The sequence below is a fragment of the Actinomadura fulvescens genome (assembly GCF_039533225.1).
In the GTDB taxonomy this organism is placed as follows: Bacteria; Actinomycetota; Actinomycetes; order Streptosporangiales; family Streptosporangiaceae; genus Spirillospora; species Spirillospora fulvescens.
On the sequence record NZ_BAAATD010000002.1, the window covers coordinates 71943 to 90952 of the forward strand.

Consider the following 19010-nt stretch of genomic DNA (forward strand, 5'->3'; position numbering starts at 1 on the left):
GGTGACACCGATGGCCGACGAAGCCGCGGTGGGCGTCATGGAAGAAACCCCGGACTCCGCTGACAAAGCCGACAAGCCCGCCGACCAGACCGACAAGCCTGCCAAGGCCGCCGACAAGGCCGCCGACACGCCTGGCAAGGCCGCTGACAAGGCTGCCGCCGCGAAAGACGACGCCGCCTCCGCGGACGCCACTGAAGCGGACACCACCGACGCGGACGGCGCTGAGGCGGAGGGCGCTGAGGCGGAGGGCGCTGAGGCGGACGGCGCTGAAGTGGACGCCACCGACGCAGACGGGGCTTCCACGGACGTGTCTGAGGCGGACGACGCGGACGCTGACGGTGAGAAGGCCAAGGCGGGGGAGCGTTCCAAAGCCAAGGCTCCGGCGGGCAAGGCAAGTAAGGCGGGCGGCTCGACGGGCTCCGCGCGGGTGCCGAAGTGGGATCCGGTGCGGGTGGCGGCGATCGTGTCGGTGGCGATCGCGGTCATCGCGGCCGCCTGGACGGGGTGGGGCTGGTACTCGGCCGAGAACGACGACTCGCTGGCGTACTCCAAGCTGAGGGACCAGGTGCTGCGCAGCGGGGAGCAGGCCGTCCAGAACCTCAACACGCTCGACTACCGGACGCTGGACGCCAGCCTGCGGACCTGGCAGGACTCCACGACCGGCAAGATGTACCAGGACATCGTGCAGGGCCGCGCCACGTTCGAGCAGCAGACGCAGAAGGCCAAGACCGTCACGAAGGCGCGGATCCTCGAAGGCGCGCTCACCGAGCTGGACGCGCACGCGGGCAAGGCCCGGATCATCGTGGCCATCGAGATCGTCGTGACGCCGCCGACCGGTGCCCCGGCCACCAAGAAGGACCGCCACATCGCGGAGCTGACCAGGACCTCCGCGGGCTGGAAGGTCAGCGCGCTCGGTCCGGCGCCCGTCGGAAACTCCTAGAAGGGCCCGCCCATCATGCTCATCCGGTTGCCAGCCGTTCTCGGGACGGTGACGGTCCTGCTGGGCGGCCTCGCCGTCTGGTCCCACCAGCAGGCCGGCGATCTGCGCGACACCCCGGCGACCCGGAACGTGGCGCTCACCGACAACGCCGGGACCAGCGAGGTCAAGGGTTCGGTGAACGACATCGTCAACACGGTCTTCTCCTACAACCACACCGACATCGCCAAGACCGAGCGCGCGGCCAAGGACCTGATCGTGGGCAAGGCCGTGCAGCAGTACGACGCGATGTTCGGGCTCGTGCGCAAGTCGGCGCCGGAGCAGAAGCTCGTGCTCACCACGACCGTGACCGACAGCGCCGTGAAGATGCTGCAGGATGACCGGGCCCGGGTGCTGGTGTTCGCCGACCAGCGCAGCACGCGCGGTACCGATGGCAAGAGCTCGTACGCCGGTGCCATGCTGGCCGTGGACGCGGTACGGCAGTCGGGCAAGTGGCGGATCTCCAACATCGACACGTTCACCGGTGGAACGTCGCCGAATCCTTAAGCCGAACCCACAATCGGCGGCCGCTTTCCGCTCGTCCGGCGTGTAGCAAGGGCGGCGGCGCCCGGCGCAGGATCGGCCCATGAAAATCATCATGCGGGCGGCGCTGATGACGATGGCCCTGTGCCTGGTCACCAGCGCCCACCCCCTGCCCGCAGTGGCCGCCGCGCCCACGGCGTCGAGGGTGTCCCCGACGCCGCCCGCGCCCGGCACACATGCGCGCACGATCACCATGCCGTCGTTCAACTGGCTCGTGAAAGAGAAGTGGGACAGGCCGTACCTGCTGCACGTGCCCAAGCGCCGCAAGTCCGCCTCACCACCTCCGCTCGTGATCGCCTTGCACGGCGGTCTCGACGACGGCAAGTACATCCAGAAGCAGAGCGGCCTGGACGCCCTGTCGGACCGTCACGGCTTCGTCGTGGCGTATCCCGACGGCTTCCTGCGCACGTGGAACGCAGGCGCCTGCTGCTCGTTCGCCCGGCTGACCGGGGTGGACGACGTCGCGTTCATCGACCGGCTCATCACCACGCTGGTCAACGAGAAGCTGGCCGACCCGCGGCGGGTCTATCTGACCGGCTTCTCCAACGGCGGCGGGATGGCGTACAAGTACGTGTGCGAACGTCCCGGGCGTGTGGCGGCCATCGGCGTGGTCTCCGGCGCGCTCGCCACGCTGTGCCCGTCGCGGCCCAAGGTGTCGCTGCTGGCGTTCCATGGCACGGCCGACTTCTCCGTTCCGTACAACGGTGGCGGCAACCTCGACTTCGACGTCAAGCTGCCGTTCCTGCCCGTGCGGACCGTCGTCGACATCTGGCGGCGGCTGGCCGGGCTGCCCGCGCTGACCCGTACCTACTTCGAGAAGGCGGCGACGCGCTGCGCGACGACGGGCAGGTCGCGCACCGAGGTCGCCCTGTGCACGGTGACCGGCGGCGGGCACGAATGGCCGGTGCCGACCAGGACCGCCGGGGTGGACGGCAGCGCGATGCTGTGGTCCTTCTTCGCGGCCCATCCACGCCAGTCAGGGGTGGCCAAGTCCTGATATGTGGGACCGGCGATCCCGCAAGGCCCCGGCGTGGACGGAACGAGGGGGAGGGCGGCTGTGCGGCCCGCCCTCCCCGTGGGGCCCGGATGTGCCGCGTTCAACTAGGAACACGGCTTTGATCTTGTGAAACTCCGCCGATTGTCAACCTGGGTCACAATCCACGCCCGAAAGCTCGCACGAACCTGACAATCATCGAAGCGGCTCGTGCGCCATCCTTGTGGGACTCGGGGTGTCACAGTGGTCCGTAGTTGCAGGGAGCCGCGACGATGACGCAAGCTCAGCTGGACGTCAGTCCCTTCGAAGCCATTCCCCGCGATCTCGCGCGGCGCATGCGCCTCCATGCCGCCCGTACGGTGGAGCCCGCCCTCCGGGAGCCGCTCACCGTGCTGCCGGCCGGGGCGCGGGCCGCCGGGGACCCGCGGGTCGCCGAACACCCGCGTGCCGGCAAGCTCCGGGAGCGCATTCTGCTGGGGCTTGAGCACTTCTGTGCCCTGGTCGAAAATCCTCGCTCGGCCTGGGCGCGCATAGCGCCCACCTACATCGAGCTCGGCCGCGAGATGGCGCACGACGGCCAGGACCTTGACGAGATGCACCGCCTGATGTGCCAGACCGCCCGTTCGGCCTGGCGGTCCATCACCACGCTGGCCGACACGCTCGACATCGACCGGGCGACGCTCGGACTGATCGCCGACGCGCAGTTCAGCTACATGGACGCCGTCGCCGCGCTCATCACCCAGGGGTACGAGAGCGAGGTGGCCGGCAGCTCCGAGGCCCTGCACCGCCGCCGTACCCGGCTGCTCGACCTCCTGCTCGCCGAGCCGCCGGTCCCCGAGGAAGTGATCAAGGAGGCGGCCCGGACCGCCGAGTGGCGGGTGCCCCGCGCGGTCGCCGCCGTGGCGCTGTACCCGCGCGGCGTGGCCGACTTCCACGCGCCGTCCCTGCCGCCCGACGTGCTCATCGACCCGGCCTCCTCGCCGCTGGTGCTCGTCCTTCCAGACCCCGAAGGGCCAGGCCGCCTCCGCCTCCTGGAGCCGCTCCTGCGCGATTGGACCGTTGTAGTCGGCCCGACCGTGCAGATCGGCGAGACGGCGAAGTCGTTCCGGTGGGCGCGCGAGGCCCAGGCGCTCGTCCGGCGCGGTGTCATCGCCGACGACGCCGTGGTCCGGTGCATGGACCACGTGCCCACTCTGGCGATCTTCCGTGCCGAGGAGCTGATCGAGCACGCGGCCGCGTCCCGTCTCGCGCCGCTCCGCGCGATCTCGCCCGTCCAGGCCGAACGCCTCTCCGAGACGCTCCTGTCCCTGCTGGAGAACCGGTTCAACGCTACCGAGGCGGGCAACCAGATGCACGTCCACCCGCAGACGGTCCGCTACCGGCTCCGCCGCCTGGAGCAGCTCTTCGGCGACGAGCTCTTCGACCCCCGCCGCAGCCTGGAGCTGGAGATGATCCTGCACGCCAAACTGGGGGCGCGCGTGCGTGACGTCCGTGTCCCGGCGGCCGCCAGCGAGTGAGTTATCCACAGGTCGTGGTGACCTCGCCACTCACAGCGACGAACTGGCACTGTCGTCGGTATGAGAACTCCGCTGGTGATCCGTTCGCCGCAGGACGCCATCGCCGCCGTGCCGTACCTGCTGGGCTTCCATCCCGCCGACAGCCTCGTGGTGATCGCCTACGACGGCCCGCACGACACCTGCGCGATGCGGCTCGACTTACCGCAACCCGATCCCAGGGCGGCAGCTGAACGCATAGCCGCCCTGCTCACCCACAACGCGTTCCGCCGAGCCCTCCTCCTCGGCTACGGCACCTCCAGCGACGTGACGCCCGTCGTGGCCGCGGCCTGGGAAGTGCTGACCGCCCAAGACCTCCACATCACCGAGGCCCTGCGCATAGGCACCGACCGATGGTGGTCCCTCACCTGTGTGGACGACGACTGCTGCCCGCCTGAGGGCCATCCCTACGACATCTCCACCACGGTCGTCGCGGCCGAGGCCACCCTCTCCGGGCACGTGGCCCTGCAAGACAGAGCCGAGCTGGCCCGCACGCTCGCCCCGCTGGAAGGCGAGGCCCGCACGGCGATGCGTGCGGCCACCGACCGCGCTGAGGAGCGCTTCCTGTCCTGGGCCGCCGAGACCACACCGGCGCAACTACAGTCCCGCCTGACCGCCAGTGGCCTCGCCATACTGGCCGACCTCACTCCCGACCCGACCGACGAAGACGTCGCCTGGCTGGGCGTCACCCTCACCAACCTGCGCGTACGAGACGAAGCCTGGATCCGCATAGACACCGACGCACCCCAGCGCGACATCGACTTCTGGCGGGCCATCCTGCGCCGCATCGAAGAGCCCTACGCCGCCGCCCCCGCCTGCCTCCTGGCCATAGCCGCCTACGCCGCCGGCGACGGCGGCCTGGCCAACCTGGCCCTCGACCGTGCCCAAGACGCCGACCCCGCCTACTCCCTGGCACACCTGCTCCGCGCGGTCGTGGAAGCCGGGATCCCACCCTCCCGCCTCCAAACGACCATGACCCCCCAAACCCTCGCCGCCGCCTACGAAGCCAACCCACCCCCCTGAAAGGAGGCCCCCTCACAGCCACGAAAGGAGACAAACCAAGGCCGGACGAGCGTCGGGCGTTAACCAACGACCCCCTTTGCCGCCCACGCCCGCCCCAGCCACAGCCCCGGGGCACCCACCAACAACCCCGGGGCACCCCCCGAAACAACCACCCCGCACAACCGCCATCCACCACCGCAGCCCTCAGCCACCCCAGGCAGCCCCCTGCCACCCCGCGCAGCCTCTTGTCCGTAGGGCCATCCGTCAGCCACCCCTGGCAGCCCCCCACCCCGCAGGGGCAGCCCACCAACCGGCCCGGCCGGGCAGCTTCCCGTCTGTGAGGGCAGCCGCGCCATCTCGCAGGTGCAGTTTCAGCCACCACCGTGGCAGCCGCTACCCGCCTGCGGCGGCCGTCTGCCACCCCGTGCAGCCTCTTGTCCGTAGGCGAGCCGTCAGCCACCCCGGCAGCCCCGCCCCGCAGGGGCAGCCGACCAGCCGGCCGGGCAGCTCTTGTCCGTGGGGACAGCCGCCATCTCGCAGGAGCAGCTGTCAGCCACCCGCGGCAGCCGCGACCCGCCTGCGGCGGTCGTCTGCCACCCGCGCAGCCTCTTGTCTGTCGGGGCACCGTCAGCCACCCCATGCGGCCCCACCCGGCAGGGCAGCCCACCAACCGGCCCGGCAGCTCTTGTCCGTGGGGACAGCCGCCATCTCGCAGGAGCAGCCGTCAGCCGCTCGTGGCAGCCGCGACCCGCCTGCGGCGGTCGTCTGCCACCCGCGCAGCCTTTTGTCTGTCGGGAAGCCGTCAGCCATCCGGGGCAGCCGTCAGCGGCCCCGGGCTGCACCCGGTTCGCCGGCGCAGCGGCTTGTTCGTTGGGGAGGCTGGTGGTGTGACTTGCGGGCTTGTCTTGGTTGGTTTGTGCAGGTGGGTGGCATGTCGGAGGGGGGTGGTAGCGTCGGTTTCATGACCCGGGAAGAGCTCGCCAACCTTGCGCATCTGCGCCGTGCGCGGGATCTGATCGACCGTGAGTACGCGCGCCCGCTCGATGTGCCGACGATGGCTCGTCGCGCGCTCATGTCGCCCGCGCATTTCTCGCGGCGGTTCCGGGCGGCCTATGGCGAGACGCCCTACAGCTATTTGATGACCCGTCGCATCGAGCGCGCGATGGCGTTGCTGCGGGGCGGCATGAGCGTGACCGACGCGTGCATGGCGGTCGGGTGTACGTCGCTCGGCTCGTTCAGCTCGCGGTTCACCGAGATCGTCGGGGAGACGCCGAGCGCGTACCGCGGCCGGGAGCACAGCGCGCTGGCCGCGATGCCCGCGTGCGTGGCCAAGGTGCACACCCGCCCGACCCGGGCCGCGGAAGCGCGCCGGGTGGCCGCCGCCTAGATACGGATGGCGACCTGGTCCTCCTCGCCGCGCGCCAGGCCTACGAAGACGGTTTCGGCCAGCCAGCGGTGGGCGGGAGCGGTAGTAGATGGCCGCCGTGGCTACCTGGAGGTCGTCTTCGTACTGGTCGGGGCAGTTCGCCTGCTCGCGGAGGCCGCGCGCATCTGGCTGCTGCTGATCCGGCCCACGGCCCTCGTCGAGAACCTGCCCGTCAGCGTCCAGCTCATCGGAGGCCGAGGACCGCACGCCGCGATACGTTCCCCTGAAAACCTGACGCCTCGGCCAGGTTCTCCGGTCAGCGGTAGAAGCGGGACACGCTCTGCAGCGCGCACGCGGGCTTGGCGCCGCCCTCGATCTCGATGGTGCCGTCGACCGTGATCTGGACGCCGTTCCCGGCGACCTCCTCGACGGAGACCAGCCGCGTGGTCAGGCGGACGCGGGAGCCGGCGGGCACCGGGGCGGGGAAGCGCACCTTGTTGAAGCCGTAGTTGACCTTGGTCGTCACCCCGTCCACGTTCAGCAGCGCCGTGTGCAGCGGGATGAAGAGAGACAGCGTCAGCATGCCGTGGGCGATGGGCGCCTTGAACGGGCCTTCCTTCGCCCGTTCGACGTCCACGTGGATCCACTGGTGGTCGTCGGTGGCGTCCGCGAAGGTGTTGATCTGTTCCTGGGTGACCTCCAGCCAGTCGCCCGGGCCGAACTTCCTGCCGACGAGTCCGGGCAGTTCGTCGATGTGCACGTTCATGAGCAGGTGGTCCTCTCTCAGGTTCCGAAGGCCTCGCGGACGCGGGCCTTGAGCAGCTTCCCCGCGGCGTTGCGCGGCAGCGCGCCGGTGAACACCACCGACTTGGGAATCTTGTATTTGGCGAGGCGGCCGGCGAGCGCGGTCAGCACGTCGTCCTCGGTGAGGGAGGCGGACGGGTCGGCCACGACGACGGCGCGGCCGACCTCGCCCCACGTCTCGTCCGGCACGCCGATGACGGCGCACTCCCGGACCCCGGGAACGGCCAGCAGGGCGTTCTCCACCTCGGCGGGGTAGACGTTCTCGCCGCCGGAGATGATCATGTCCTTGATGCGGTCGACGATGTAGGCGTAGCCGTCGGCGTCGAGCCGGGCGGCGTCGCCGCTGCGGAACCAGCCGTCGGTGAAGGCCCGTGCCGTCTCCTCCGGCAGTCCCCAGTAACCCGGCATGACGTGCGGACCCCGCACGATCACTTCGCCGGTCGCGCCGGGTTCGACCTCGGTGAGATCGCCGCCGGCGACCCGTACGTCGCTGAAGAAGTGGGGGACGCCCGCCGACCCGGCCTTGGAGACGGCGTGCGCCGCGTCCAGGAAGAGCGTGCCGGGCGACGCCTCGGTCATGCCGTAGCCCTGCAGGAACGTCAGCCCCCGCTCCTGGTACGCGGCGATCAGCGTCGGTGGCACAGGCGAGCCCCCGCAGGTGAGGACGCGCAGGGACGACAGGTCGGCGGCGGCCCACCGTGGTGAACGGGCGACCTGCTGGAACATCGCGGGCACGCCGAACATGAACGTCACCCGATGGCGTTCGACCAGGTCGAGCGTGGCGTCCGGATCGAAGCCGCCGACGATGACGCAACTCCCGCCCTTGAGCAGTACGGGCAGGGTCAGCATGTTCAGCCCCGCCGTGTGGAACAGCGGAGCCGCCACCAGCGCCACCTCGTCCGCGACGAGGTCGGTGTCGACCAGGACGTTGACCGCGTTCCAGGTGAGGTTGCCATGGGTGAGGACGGCGCCCTTGGGCCGCCCGGTCGTCCCCGACGTGTACATGATCATGCACGGGTCGCCGAGGCCGACGGGCTCGTCGATCGGCTCGGCACGTGCGGTGCCGACGAGCGCCTCGTAGTCGTGCGCACCGGAGGCCGGCCCGGTCAGCACCACGGACGCGCGCACGTCCGGTTTGATCTCGTCGACCAACGCGGTGTGGCTCTCGCCGTGGACGAGCACCGCGGCGCCCGAGTCGGCGAGCTGGAAGGCGATCTCCGGACCGGACAGCCGGATGTTGAGGGGGACGAAGATCGCGCCCAGGCGGCCGGTGGCGAACAACGTCTCCAGGAACGTCGGATGGTTGGGTCCCAGATAGGCGACCCGGTCGCCGCGCCGTACGCCGAGGTCGCGCAGGGCGTGCGCGAGACGCGTGACGCGGTCATGGAGCACCGCGTAGGTGAACGACCGTTCCTCATGGATGAGGGCCGGACGGTCCGGGGTCTTGCGGGCCCGGCGCGCCGGCCATGACCCGATTCCCTCGTTGCGCATGGTGCGCTCCCTCGTTCCGGGGGCGGATCAGGAGTCCTCGCACAGGCCCAGCAGGCGGGCGGCGTTGTCTTTGAGAATCTTCGGCCGGACCTCGTCCTTCAAGGGCAGCGCGGCGAAGTCGGCCAGCCACCGGTCCGGGCTGATGACCGGGTAGTCCGAGCCGAAGAGCACCTTGTCCTTGAGCAGCGTGTTGGCGTACCGCACGAGCTGAGGCGGGAAGTACTTGGGCGACCAGCCGGACAGGTCGATGTGGACGGCCGGCTTGTGGGTGGCGACGCTGAGCGCCTCGTCCTGCCAGGGGAACGAGGGATGCGCCAGGATGATCTTCATCTGGGGGAAGTCGGCGGCGACGTCGTCCACATGCATCGGGTTGGAGTACTTGAGCCGGATGCCGCCGCCGCCCGGCACGCCCGCGCCGATCCCGGTCTGGCCGGTGTGGAAGAGCGCGATGCAGCCGAGCTCCTCGATCGCCTCGTACAGCCCGTAGGCGAGCCGGTCGTTCGGGAAGAAGGCCTGGATGCTGGGGTGGAACTTGAAGCCCTTGACCCCGTACTCCTCGACCAGCCGCCGCGCCCGCCGGATCCCCGCCTTCCCGCGGAACGGGTCGATGGAGGCGAAGGGGATCAGCACGTCCGGATTCGCGGCGGCGGCCTCGGCGACCTCCTCGTTCGGAACGGGCGGCACACCGGTGGCGTGCTCGGCGTCCACGGTGAACACCACCGCGGCCATCCTCCGTTCGCGGTAGTACGCCGCCAGCTCCTCCAGCGTCGGCTTGCGTTTCGTGCCGTCCACCTTGAAGTAGGCGCTGGACGCCTTGTGGAGCTCATCGGTGAGGGAGGCGCCTCCTCGGGAGGAGACCTCGGCGTGCGTGTGGACGTCGATGGCGACGATCTCGTCGAGATCGATGGACATGAAGAAGCCTCCTGCGTCCAAAGGGGTACTGCGAAGATAGGCGTGTGTGTCACAGTCGTCAAGAAAGTGCACAACATCAGGAATCGGCCCTACGCTGGCGCCATGAACGAGGACCCGTCCCCAGGGCTGCGGCCGCAGTCGCTCATGCTGACCTTTCTGGGCAACTACGTGCTGCGGCGCGACATCGCGGTGTTCTCGGGCAGCTTCGTCGAGCTCTTCGCCGGACTCGGTGTGGGCGAGCACGCTCTCCGGTCCACGCTCACCCGCATGACCGGACGCGGCCTCCTCGCCCGGCACCGGCAGGGACGGCGCATGCATTTCGGCCTGACCGGGCGTTCCGAGCGCATTCTGCTCGACGGCGAGGCGAGGGTCTGGCGCCGCGGCGCGGTCAACGAAGACTGGGACGGGCAATGGACCGTGCTCTCGTTCTCCATGCCCGAGTCGTGGCAGCGCCAGCGGCACGACCTGCGCTCACGGTTGATGTGGGCCGGGTTCGGACCGCTCGGCAACGGAACGTGGATCGCGCCCTCGAAGGTCGACCTCGGGCCGGTCCTCGCCTCCGTCGAAGGCCTCGACCCGGGCAGGCACGTGCGGGTCTTCCACGGGAGCGCCGGGGCGCCCACGGACGTGACCCAGATGATCCGCGACGCGTTCGACCTCGACGGGCTGGCCGCCGGCTACCAGGAGTTCCTCGACCGCTGGGACCGGCCCGACCCGATTCCCAAGGCGCCCCACGACCTGGCGCGCTATCTGTGGATGATGACCGAGTGGCTGCAGCTGGTCGGGGTCGATCCGCGGCTGCCCGTCCAGCATCTGCCGGACGACTGGCCCGCCGTACGCGCCCAGAAGGTGCTGCACGAGCTGCGCGAGCGGTATGACGCGCCCGCGCGTGAGATCGCCGACCGCCTGGTCGAGTTCATCCCGGTCGCGAAGGCCGCTGCCGGGGACTGAACGAAATGGGGTCGCCTCGCGGGCGGGGGCTCGTTAGGGTCGCGGCGATGGTCGGCGAAGCTCCTCTCCTCTGGTTGTGCGGGCCCCCGGGTGTCGGCAAGTCGACGGTCGGGTTCGAGCTCTACGAACGGCTCGTGCGCGCCGGGGTGAACGCGGCGTACGTGGACGCCGACCAGATCGGCCTGTGCCATCCGGCGCCGCCCGACCTTCTGCACCGGGTTCGGGCGCGGAATCTGCGTGCCGTCTGGAGCAACTTCCGCGCGGCCGGAGCGGAGTGCCTGATCTTCTCGGGGGTCGTCGACACGGCGGAGGAGGCGCGGGTCTACACCGAGGCGGTGCCGGACGCCGAGGTGACGTTGTGCCGGTTGCGGGCAGATGCGTCGGAGCTCAGGGAACGGTTCGTCGGGCGCGGATGGCGCCCGGACTTCGTGGACGAGGCGCTCGCCGCCGCGGAGGCGCTGGACCGCACCGGCTTCGCCGACTTCCACGTCGACACCAGCGGCCTGCCGGTGCCCGCGGTGGTCCAGCTCGTCTGGGAGGGGGCCGGTCTTGCGGGCATCGGCGAATGACCCGGGCGGGCTGCCCGTCCTGTGGATCTGCGGCCCCGTCGGCGTGGGCAAGTCGACCATCGGCTTCGAGGTCTTCCTGCAGATCGTGCGTGAGGGCGTCCGGGCGGCGTACGCCGACGTGAAGCAGCTCGGCTTCATGAGCGGCGCCGGTGAGGTCTGGAAGGCCAACCTCGCCGCGATGGTCCCGGTGTTCGGCGAGGCCGGTGCCCGCTGCCTGATCGTCTCCGGTGGCGCCGACGAGCCGGACGTCTCGTTCCTCCCCGGCGTCGTGACCGTGTGCCGGTTGCATGCCGGGCCGGACCGGCTGACCGAGCGCATCATGGCGCGGGGCAGGGGAGAGGGACCGGCGATTCCCGGCGACGGCCTGCGGGGGCAGCCTCACGCCGTTCTGCGGGAGGTCGCACGGCAGGCGATCCGCGAGGCCGAGGGACCGCACGGTGGCGGCCTGCGCATCGACACCGACGAGCTCTCGGTGGAGGAGGCGGCCCGCGCGATGCGGGCGGCGTGGCGCCGCGGCGGCTAGGAGGAGGAGACGGCTTCCCCTGGCGAGCCCGGGTCGATGCGCCGGTCGCGGTTGCGCTCGTTCCAGGCGCGCATGCGCGGCGGGTAGCCGACGATCTGCACGTCGTAGACGGGCAGGCCCAGGTCTTGGGCGACCTTGTGGATCACCTTGGGGGCGCCGACGCGGCGGCGCGTCCACTCACCGTCGTGCGCCACGGCCACGGCGGTGGTGTCGGTGGCGAAGGTCTCCGGCTCGACGAAGAACTCGACCCCCTGCTTGCCGCGGGCGAACGCGATCAGCGCCTCGATGTCGGAGTCGGTGGCCTCGCGGTCGAGCCTGGTGACGCTCGGCCCTCGGTGCTTGCGAATCCCGAACCGGTCGCGGAACCTCATCGCCTGTGTCCGTCCTCTGGTGCCGCCCCGGAGCCGCTCCGGGGCACTGGGCGAGTACGACAATAACGATCGCCCGTGCGGACAAGGTTCCATGCGTGTCACGATCTCGTCGACACCGCCACGTTCCGCACGTCCTGTGACCGGACCCGCCCATACACTGACGCACCGTTAGGATCATCTTTGGGTAGGCGGCCGAGAGGACCCTGCATGCGCGGGACGTTCATGACGAGGCGATGGACCGCGGTCGCGGCCGCGCTCGCGGTGTCGGCGTGGTTGAGCACGCTCGATCCGGTGGTCATGCCGCTCGCCGCCCCCACGGCCGACCCGGCCGGGCTGGTCGCCGTGCCGGCGGGCCGGCCGGTGGTCGCCGCCCCGCCCCGGAAGATCGACTGCCGGCGGGTCAAATGCGTCGCGCTGACGTTCGACGACGGGCCGACGGCCCCCACGAGCAAGCTGCTCACAATCCTCGCGCAGCGCAAGGTGCGCGCGACGTTCTTCCTCGTCGGACGGAACGTGGCCAAGCGCCCGCAGGTCGTGCGCTCGGAGCTGGCCGGCGGGCACGAGCTCGCCAACCACAGCTACACCCACACCGATCTGGCGCGCGCGTCGGCGGCGAGAGTGAGATCCGAGCTCGGCAGGACCCAGTCGGCCATCAAACGGGCCACCGGCGTCACGCCCAGGCTGATGCGGCCGCCGTACGGCTCCACGGACAGGACCGTCGCCTCGGTCACCAGGAAGATGAGGCTGGCGCAGATCCTCTGGGCCGTCGACCCGAACGACTGGCGCGACCGCAACCGCAGGACGGTCGAGCGCAGGGTCGTGGCGGCCACCCGGCCGGGATACATCGTGCTCATGCACGACATCCACCCGACCACCGTCGCCGCCGTCCCCAACATCATCAAGCGGCTGGCCGCGAAGGGGTACGTCTTCGTGACGGTCTCCGAGCTCTTCGGCAAGCCGCTGACCCCGGGGAAGAAGTACGCCAAGCGTCGGAGCTGAAAGCCAGGGGCCGCTCAGGGACTTCCCCGATGGAAGGCGGCGCCTCCATGACCGAGGATGAGGTCATGGACAGCAGCCACGCCACCGACCTGCGGGTCTCGGACATCGAACGCGAGCCCGTCATCGAACGGCTCCAGGAGGCCTACGCCGAGGGCAGGCTCGAACACGCCGAGTTCGACATGCGAATGCACCTCGCGATGACGGCCAAGACCAGGGGTGAGATGGCGGGGGTCCTGTACGACCTCGCGCCGGCGCCCGTACCGCCGCCGGGTTCCCCCGGCAGGCGCCCGGCGCTGCCGGGGGACGGCCCGTGGGACGGGGCGCCGCCCACCGGTGAGGACCGGATGCTCGCGGCGGTCTCGCACGCGATCGGCTACCCCACCCTGTTCGTCGGGCCGCTGATCATGATGCTGCTGAGCGGCAAGCGGTCCGCCTACGTCCGCCGGCACGCGGTGGAGGCCCTCAACTTCCAGCTCACCGTCCTGCTGATCACGATCGTGACGTTCGGGATCGGCGGCATGCTCTACGCGCTGACCTGGATCGTCGCCGGGATCGCCGCCGTGATCGCGCTCACCGGCAAGTCGTTCCGCTATCCGTGGATCCTGCGCCTGGTGAAGTGACGCCGCCGCGGGCCGGTGGCCCGATGTCCCGAATGGGGTTCTGACTGCGCGCCTATTCCCCTCCCTGCCTGTGACGACCCTCTCGTCCCCCTCATGTGGAGAACACATGGGATGATCGGTTTACTGAGTGCGGGAGGGGTACATGACGGAGCTCTTGATCAAGGACGATCACCGGCGGGCGGTCGAGGCGCTGCGCAGGTCGTACGAGGCGATCCCGCCCGGGACGCCCGTGCGGCTGGCCAAGAAGACCTCCAATCTCTTCCGGTGGCGTGACCCGTCCGACGCGCCCGGCCTGGACGTGTCCGGTTTCGACCGGGTCCTGAGCGTCGACCCGGAGTCGCGCACGGCCGAGGTCCAGGGCATGACCACCTACGAGGACCTCGTCGACGCGACGCTGCCGCACGGCCTGATGCCGACCGTCGTGCCGCAGCTCAAGACGATCACGCTCGGCGGCGCGGTCACCGGGCTCGGCATCGAGTCGTCCTCGTTCCGGCTCGGGCTGCCGCACGAGGCCGTCCTGGAGATGGACGTGCTGACCGGAGACGGCCAGATCGTCACCGCGACGCGCGACAACGAGCACAGCGACCTCTTCTACGGCTTCCCCAACTCCTACGGCACGCTCGGCTACTCGCTGCGACTGAAGATCGAGCTCGTTCCGGTCAAGCCGTATGTGCGGGTGCGGCACCTGCGGTTCGAGGACGCGGCCGAGTGCGCGCGGGTGCTCGGTGAGATCACCGAGTCCAAGACCTACGAGGGTGAGCCGGTCGACTTCGTGGACGGCACCGTCTTCAGCGCCCGCGAGCAGTACATCACGCTGGGTGTGTTCACCGACGAGGCGCCTTACACCTCCGACTACACCGGCCAGGGGATCTACTACCGCTCGATCCAGGAGCGCTCGGTGGATTTCCTCACCGTGCGCGACTACATCTGGCGCTGGGACACCGACTGGTTCTGGTGCTCCGGCGCGTTCGGCGTGCAGAACCCCACCATCCGCCGAATTTGGCCGGACAAGGCCAAGCGCTCGGACGTCTACCGCAAGCTCGTCGCCTACGACCGGCGTTTCCACGTCGTCGCGCGCGTCGAGCGCTGGCGCGGGCTGCGGCCGCGCGAGGACGTCATCCAGGACATCGAGGTGCCGGTCGAACGGCTGGCGGAATTCCTGGAGTTCTTCCACGACAAGGTGGGGATGAGCCCGATCTGGCTGTGCCCGCTTTCGGCCAGGGAACGCTGGCCGCTGTATCCGCTGGAGCCGGGCAAGCCCTACGTCAATGTCGGTTTCTGGGGCACGGTACGGCTTCCGCCGGGCCAGATCCCCGAATACCACAACCGTTTGATCGAACGTAAGGTCGCGGCCCTTGACGGGCACAAGTCCCTCTATTCGACTGCTTTTTACAGCCGGGAGGAGTTCTGGCGCCACTACGACGGGGAGACTTATCGGCGGCTCAAGGAGTCGTACGACCCCGCCGAGCGGCTGCTGGACCTCTACGACAAGTGCGTGGGCGGGCGCTGACGGGTGCCCGCCATATCGGGGGGAAGGCCCCGGAACGGGGCCGATGGCGATCCCATCGCCCTTGCCGGGGCGAAGAGAGAGGGAGGCACATGATGACGCTGGCCAGGGTCTTCGAGCGGCTCGCCGGGGCTGAGGCGCCAGTGGAGTTCACCGCGTACGACGGGTCACGGGCGGGGGTGCCGGGCGCCGACATCCGTTTCCACGTACGTTCCCCGCACGCCGTGTCCTACCTGGTGCATTCGCCGGGCGCGCTGGGACTCGCCCGCGCGTACGTCAGCGGCATGATCGACGTCAGCGGCGACATGTACACGGCGCTGTCCACGATGCAGCGGGTGCTCGGTGACGTCACGCCGCGCGACAAGCTCAAGGTGGTCGCCGCCGTCCTGGGCGACCCGCTGCTGCGGGCCGCCGTGACCCGGCGCCTCGACCCGCCGCCGCAGGAGGCCCCGTTCAGCCGGGTGCCCTCCTGGCTCCGGCACTCCAAGCGGCGCGACGCCAAGGCGATCTCGCACCACTACGACGTCTCCAACACCTTCTACGAATGGGTGCTGGGCCCGTCGATGGCCTACACCTGCGCCTGTTACCCCGAGGAGAACTCCACCCTTGAGGAGGCGCAGTTCCACAAGCACGACCTGGTGGCCAAGAAGATCGGCCTCAGGCCGGGCATGCGGCTGCTCGACGTCGGCTGCGGCTGGGGCGGCATGGTCATGCACGCCGCCAAGGAGTACGGGGTCAAGGCGCTGGGCGTGACCCTCTCCAAGCAGCAGGCCGAGTGGGCGCAGAAGGCCATCGCCGACCGGGGGCTCTCCGACCTCGCCGAGGTCCGGCACATGGACTACCGCGACGTCGCCGAGGAGGGCTTCGACGCCGTCAGCTCGATCGGCCTGACCGAGCACATCGGCAAGGCCAACCTGCCAGGCTACTTCTCGTTCCTCTACGGGAAGCTCAAGCCGGGCGGCCGGATGCTCAACCACACCATCACCCGGCCCGACAACCTGGCGCCTCCGATGAAGCAGGCGGGGTTCATCAACCGCTATGTCTTCCCCGACGGCGAGCTCGAAGGCCCCGGCTACATCCAGTCGCAGATGAACGACGCGGGCTTCGAGATCCGGCACCAGGAGAACCTGCGCGAGCACTACGCCCGCACGCTCAAGGGCTGGTGCGACAACCTCGACGACCACTGGGACGAAGCCGTCGAAGAGGTCGGCGACGGCATCGCCCGCGTGTGGAAGGTCTACATGGCCGGCTGCATCCTCGGCTTCGAGCAGAACTGGATCCAGCTGCACCAGACGCTGGGCGTGAAGCTGGACGAGAACAACAACGCGCACATGCCGCTGCGCCCTGACTGGGGCGTCTGACACCCCTGTCCGCTCCACCGCGACGAGGCCGTTTCCTTTGGGAAGCGGCCTCGTCCGCCTTCACGGACCGGGCATCAGAACCAGGTGACCGTCCACCTGAACGTGGTGACGGCCGACCGCGCCGCCGTGTCGGTGGCGGTGACCTTGACGCTGAAGGTCCCCACGTGCCAGGGCTTGCCGGTGACGGTGCCCGAGGAGGACCCGACCGACAGGCCGAACGGGAGACCCTCGGCCTTGTAGGTGATCGCGCCCGTGCCGCCGGACGCCCGGATCTGCAGGTTGACCGCCTTGTTGAAGACACCGGTCTGGTCGCCGGGATTCGCCACGGCCGGGCCCTCGCCGCCGTTCGCCGGGGCGATCCTCCAGGCGAACGTGGCGGAGCCGGCCTTGCCCGCGGTGTTGGTCGCGGTGACGGTGACCGTGAACGTGCCCTCGGTGGCCGGGACGCCCGTGACGAGACCCGACTCGCTGATGGCCAGGCCTGCCGGCAGACCCGTCGCGGTGAACGTCAGCGCCAGCCCACCAGGGTCGCTTGCCCGCACCTGCAGGCTGACCGGGGTGCCGACCTTGCCGGTCTGGTCGCCGGGGGCGGTGACGCTCGGGGGGTCGCCCGGCGTGCCCGGGTCGGGGATCGCCTCGGGCGGCAGGTGGACGCGCCACACCTGCGTGTCGTTCTCGGAGGCGACGAGCACCGAGCCGCGGTCGAAATAGGTGATGGCTTCGCCCTGTCCCTGGCTGGGGAGGGTGACCGTGGCCAGCTCCGTGCCGGCCGCGTTGTAGATCCAGGCCGCGTTCTCGCCGATGGGGCCGCCGCTGCGCAGGGCGTACGCCTTGCCGTCGGGCGAGAACGCGCCGTCGGTGGCGAACGCCGGGGCAGCACGGCCGGTGTCGGCGAGCGTGTTCGTCTGCGCGGTGCTGAGGGGGTTGGGCGCGCGGTAGAGCTTCCCGGCGCTTCCGATGTTCTTGCCGGCCACGTACAGCTGGTCGTCGAGCGGGTCGACCAGGAGCGACTCGGCGTCCTTCGCGCCGTCCGCGAACCTGAGCTGGTACCTGGTCGCCGTCAGCGAGGCGTTCGCCAGCGTGTCCGGCTCGGGCAGCCGGTAGACGATCGGATCGCGGCCGCCGAAGTTGTTGCCGATGTCGCCGATGTGGATGCCGCTCCGGGTGACCGCCATGCCCTCCCAGTCGGTGTTGGGCGCGTTCGTCACGTTCAGCTTCGCCCTGAGCGCGCCGGTGGCGGTGTCGATCGCGAACACCTCGGTCGTGTTGCCGCTGTCGTTGTGCGCGTAGGCGACGCCGGGATGCTTCACGCTCATCGCCAGCCCGCTGATCTCCGCGAGACCGGCCGGGAGGGTGAACGCGCGCTCGGGAGGCGGCGGCGCCGCGTGGGCGGCCGGGGCCGCTGGGGCGGCCGGGAGGAGCACGGCGGCGGTCGCGACGGCGGTGGCCAGGGCCGGTGCTCGCGTCCGTCCCGGGAGCCGCGGGATCGGGCGGTGGGGGATTCGCAACATGCTGACAATGTGGCGGTCCGGAACGGGCGTGCCTACCGGGCGCCTGATGCCCATCCGGCATGGGGTGATGACGGCGGTGGCATGCGGGGAGCGGCGCCCGGCCGGGCGAAGAGCACGAACGAGCGGGCGGCGCGGCTGAGGTTGCCGCGCAGGTGCACCAGGCCGACGCTGCGGTGCACGGGCGGGTCGAACGAACGGATCTCGGCGCGGTGGGCGAAGGTGCGTTCGGCCATGTCGCGGTACCAGATCAGGGAGCCGACGCCTTCCAGGACGGCCGAGACCCAGGCGATGCGCTGGTCGGACTCCAGCGCGGCGACGGGCCGGATGCCGAGCAGCGCGAACATCGCCTCCTGCTCGGTACGGCGCCCGGTGCCGCGGGTCGCCAGGATCATCGGAAGGCCGTCGAGCCGCGGCATCGGCACGGTGGCGGGCAGGCCGGTGCCAGGCGGCGAGACCAGGACCACCTCGCGTTCCTGTACGCGGTGGGCCTTGAGGTGCTCGTCCACCGGGAGATCGACCAGCCCCAGGTCGGCGTGGCCCTTGTAGAGCTTGCGCACGAGGAGCTCGCGGCCGTCACAGCGCAGCACCTCGACGCTCACGTTCGGATGCGCCTCGGTGAACGACGGGACGAGCACGGCTTCGAGATCGATGGCGAGGGTGGGGGTGGTGACGACGCGCAGTTCAGCGCAGTGCCGGGGGTCGCCGGGACGGCCGATGTCCTCGATGGCTCCGACGGTCGTGATGATCGTGCGGGCGAGGCGGACCACGCGGGCGCCCTCGGAGGTGAAGGCCACGCCGCGGCCGTCGCGGGCCAGGAGCTCCACGTTCAACTCGCGCTCCAGGGCCCGGATGGCGCGCGACAGCGCGGGCTGCGCGACGAACACCGCCGCGGCCGCCGCGGTGATGCTGCCATGGTCCGCGACCGCGATGAGATACCGCAGTTGCTGGAGGGTCATG

The 19010-nt window shown here is 70.3% G+C and carries 19 protein-coding genes; 13 read left to right on the forward strand and 6 right to left on the reverse strand.

Annotated features, from left to right (window positions below):
• Positions 1-10 precede the first annotated feature (10 nt).
• The 6 genes from ABD333_RS07405 (at position 11) to ABD333_RS07430 (ending at position 6455) form a co-directional block, all read left to right on the forward strand.
• Positions 11-940 (forward strand): hypothetical protein, encoded by a 930-nt coding sequence (locus ABD333_RS07405; RefSeq protein WP_344539009.1) that lies wholly within the window; start codon positions 11-13, stop codon positions 938-940.
• A gap of 27 nt (positions 941-967) precedes the next feature.
• Positions 968-1483, forward strand: coding sequence for a hypothetical protein (locus ABD333_RS07410; protein ID WP_344539011.1), 516 nt, complete (start codon positions 968-970; stop codon positions 1481-1483).
• Between the two features lie 79 nt (positions 1484-1562).
• Positions 1563-2516, forward strand: coding sequence for an extracellular catalytic domain type 1 short-chain-length polyhydroxyalkanoate depolymerase (locus tag ABD333_RS07415; protein WP_344539013.1), 954 nt, complete (start codon positions 1563-1565; stop codon positions 2514-2516).
• A gap of 269 nt (positions 2517-2785) precedes the next feature.
• Positions 2786-4030 (forward strand): helix-turn-helix domain-containing protein, encoded by a 1245-nt coding sequence (locus ABD333_RS07420; protein ID WP_344539015.1) that lies wholly within the window; start codon positions 2786-2788, stop codon positions 4028-4030.
• Between the two features lie 60 nt (positions 4031-4090).
• Positions 4091-5089 (forward strand): DUF4192 domain-containing protein, encoded by a 999-nt coding sequence (locus ABD333_RS07425; protein ID WP_344539017.1) that lies wholly within the window; start codon positions 4091-4093, stop codon positions 5087-5089.
• A gap of 940 nt (positions 5090-6029) precedes the next feature.
• Positions 6030-6455, forward strand: a complete 426-nt coding sequence (locus tag ABD333_RS07430) for a helix-turn-helix transcriptional regulator (protein WP_344539019.1) — start codon at positions 6030-6032, stop codon at positions 6453-6455.
• A 295-nt stretch (positions 6456-6750) separates the two neighbouring features.
• Here the strand turns inward: ABD333_RS07430 and ABD333_RS07435 are convergent, their stop codons facing one another.
• From ABD333_RS07435 to ABD333_RS07445, 3 genes are read right to left on the reverse strand one after another with little or no spacing between them, the layout of a single operon-like run.
• Positions 6751-7200: a MaoC family dehydratase gene (locus ABD333_RS07435; RefSeq protein WP_344539021.1), complete on the reverse strand. Its 450-nt coding sequence runs from the start codon at positions 7198-7200 to the stop codon at positions 6751-6753.
• A 17-nt stretch (positions 7201-7217) separates the two neighbouring features.
• Positions 7218-8729: an acyl-CoA synthetase gene (locus ABD333_RS07440; RefSeq protein WP_344539023.1), complete on the reverse strand. Its 1512-nt coding sequence runs from the start codon at positions 8727-8729 to the stop codon at positions 7218-7220.
• 27 nt (positions 8730-8756) lie between these two features.
• Positions 8757-9641 (reverse strand): amidohydrolase family protein, encoded by an 885-nt coding sequence (locus tag ABD333_RS07445; RefSeq protein ID WP_344539025.1) that lies wholly within the window; start codon positions 9639-9641, stop codon positions 8757-8759.
• 102 nt (positions 9642-9743) lie between these two features.
• Between ABD333_RS07445 and ABD333_RS07450 the strand changes: the two genes are divergently transcribed.
• Genes ABD333_RS07450 through ABD333_RS07460 form a run of 3 tightly spaced genes read left to right on the forward strand, consistent with a single transcriptional unit; the run spans position 9744 to position 11684 of the window.
• Positions 9744-10592 carry a PaaX family transcriptional regulator gene (locus ABD333_RS07450; RefSeq protein ID WP_344539027.1) on the forward strand — a complete coding sequence of 283 codons (849 nt, stop codon included), beginning with the start codon at positions 9744-9746 and terminating at the stop codon, positions 10590-10592.
• A gap of 47 nt (positions 10593-10639) precedes the next feature.
• Positions 10640-11161, forward strand: a complete 522-nt coding sequence (locus ABD333_RS07455; protein ID WP_344539029.1) for an AAA family ATPase — start codon at positions 10640-10642, stop codon at positions 11159-11161.
• Positions 11142-11684: a hypothetical protein gene (locus tag ABD333_RS07460; protein WP_344539031.1), complete on the forward strand. Its 543-nt coding sequence runs from the start codon at positions 11142-11144 to the stop codon at positions 11682-11684. Before ABD333_RS07455 ends, ABD333_RS07460 begins: the two co-directional genes overlap by 20 nt.
• Here ABD333_RS07460 and ABD333_RS07465 read toward each other — a convergent pair.
• Positions 11681-12055 (reverse strand): hypothetical protein, encoded by a 375-nt coding sequence (locus ABD333_RS07465; RefSeq protein ID WP_344539032.1) that lies wholly within the window; start codon positions 12053-12055, stop codon positions 11681-11683. The genes ABD333_RS07460 and ABD333_RS07465 overlap by 4 nt on opposite strands.
• Positions 12056-12262: 207 nt before the next feature.
• Here ABD333_RS07465 and ABD333_RS07470 point away from each other — a divergent pair, with 207 nt between their 5' ends.
• From ABD333_RS07470 to ABD333_RS07485, 4 genes are all read left to right on the forward strand, one after another.
• Positions 12263-13054, forward strand: a complete 792-nt coding sequence (locus tag ABD333_RS07470) for a polysaccharide deacetylase family protein (protein WP_344539034.1) — start codon at positions 12263-12265, stop codon at positions 13052-13054.
• Positions 13055-13101: 47 nt separating this feature from the next.
• On the forward strand, positions 13102-13674 hold the full coding sequence (locus tag ABD333_RS07475; protein ID WP_344539036.1) for a DUF1707 and DUF4870 domain-containing protein: 573 nt from the start codon (positions 13102-13104) through the stop codon (positions 13672-13674).
• Positions 13675-13816: 142 nt separating this feature from the next.
• Complete coding sequence (locus ABD333_RS07480) at positions 13817-15184, forward strand: FAD-binding oxidoreductase (RefSeq protein ID WP_344539038.1); 1368 nt, start codon at positions 13817-13819, stop codon at positions 15182-15184.
• Between the two features lie 92 nt (positions 15185-15276).
• Positions 15277-16542 carry a class I SAM-dependent methyltransferase gene (locus tag ABD333_RS07485; protein ID WP_344540437.1) on the forward strand — a complete coding sequence of 422 codons (1266 nt, stop codon included), beginning with the start codon at positions 15277-15279 and terminating at the stop codon, positions 16540-16542.
• 74 nt (positions 16543-16616) lie between these two features.
• Here the strand turns inward: ABD333_RS07485 and ABD333_RS07490 are convergent, their stop codons facing one another.
• Both ABD333_RS07490 and ABD333_RS07495 read right to left on the reverse strand, forming a co-directional pair.
• Positions 16617-18053 carry an Ig domain-containing protein gene (locus ABD333_RS07490; RefSeq protein ID WP_344539040.1) on the reverse strand — a complete coding sequence of 479 codons (1437 nt, stop codon included), beginning with the start codon at positions 18051-18053 and terminating at the stop codon, positions 16617-16619.
• Between the two features lie 32 nt (positions 18054-18085).
• Positions 18086-19009 (reverse strand): LysR family transcriptional regulator, encoded by a 924-nt coding sequence (locus tag ABD333_RS07495; protein ID WP_344539042.1) that lies wholly within the window; start codon positions 19007-19009, stop codon positions 18086-18088.
• Position 19010 lies beyond the last annotated feature (1 nt).

Coding starts and splice junctions, on each gene's coding strand:
- ABD333_RS07440 (WP_344539023.1), bottom strand. CDS start 8,729: ATGCGCAACGAGGGAATCGGGTCATGGCCGGCGCGCCGGGCCCGCAAG.
- ABD333_RS07435 (WP_344539021.1), bottom strand. CDS start 7,200: ATGAACGTGCACATCGACGAACTGCCCGGACTCGTCGGCAGGAAGTTC.
- ABD333_RS07485 (WP_344540437.1), top strand. CDS start 15,277: ATGACGCTGGCCAGGGTCTTCGAGCGGCTCGCCGGGGCTGAGGCGCCA.
- ABD333_RS07455 (WP_344539029.1), top strand. CDS start 10,640: ATGGTCGGCGAAGCTCCTCTCCTCTGGTTGTGCGGGCCCCCGGGTGTC.
- ABD333_RS07465 (WP_344539032.1), bottom strand. CDS start 12,055: ATGAGGTTCCGCGACCGGTTCGGGATTCGCAAGCACCGAGGGCCGAGC.
- ABD333_RS07495 (WP_344539042.1), bottom strand. CDS start 19,009: ATGACCCTCCAGCAACTGCGGTATCTCATCGCGGTCGCGGACCATGGC.
- ABD333_RS07425 (WP_344539017.1), top strand. CDS start 4,091: ATGAGAACTCCGCTGGTGATCCGTTCGCCGCAGGACGCCATCGCCGCC.
- ABD333_RS07415 (WP_344539013.1), top strand. CDS start 1,563: ATGAAAATCATCATGCGGGCGGCGCTGATGACGATGGCCCTGTGCCTG.
- ABD333_RS07430 (WP_344539019.1), top strand. CDS start 6,030: ATGACCCGGGAAGAGCTCGCCAACCTTGCGCATCTGCGCCGTGCGCGG.
- ABD333_RS07405 (WP_344539009.1), top strand. CDS start 11: ATGGCCGACGAAGCCGCGGTGGGCGTCATGGAAGAAACCCCGGACTCC.
- ABD333_RS07450 (WP_344539027.1), top strand. CDS start 9,744: ATGAACGAGGACCCGTCCCCAGGGCTGCGGCCGCAGTCGCTCATGCTG.
- ABD333_RS07445 (WP_344539025.1), bottom strand. CDS start 9,641: ATGTCCATCGATCTCGACGAGATCGTCGCCATCGACGTCCACACGCAC.
- ABD333_RS07490 (WP_344539040.1), bottom strand. CDS start 18,053: ATGTTGCGAATCCCCCACCGCCCGATCCCGCGGCTCCCGGGACGGACG.
- ABD333_RS07480 (WP_344539038.1), top strand. CDS start 13,817: ATGACGGAGCTCTTGATCAAGGACGATCACCGGCGGGCGGTCGAGGCG.
- ABD333_RS07420 (WP_344539015.1), top strand. CDS start 2,786: ATGACGCAAGCTCAGCTGGACGTCAGTCCCTTCGAAGCCATTCCCCGC.
- ABD333_RS07475 (WP_344539036.1), top strand. CDS start 13,102: ATGACCGAGGATGAGGTCATGGACAGCAGCCACGCCACCGACCTGCGG.
- ABD333_RS07470 (WP_344539034.1), top strand. CDS start 12,263: ATGCGCGGGACGTTCATGACGAGGCGATGGACCGCGGTCGCGGCCGCG.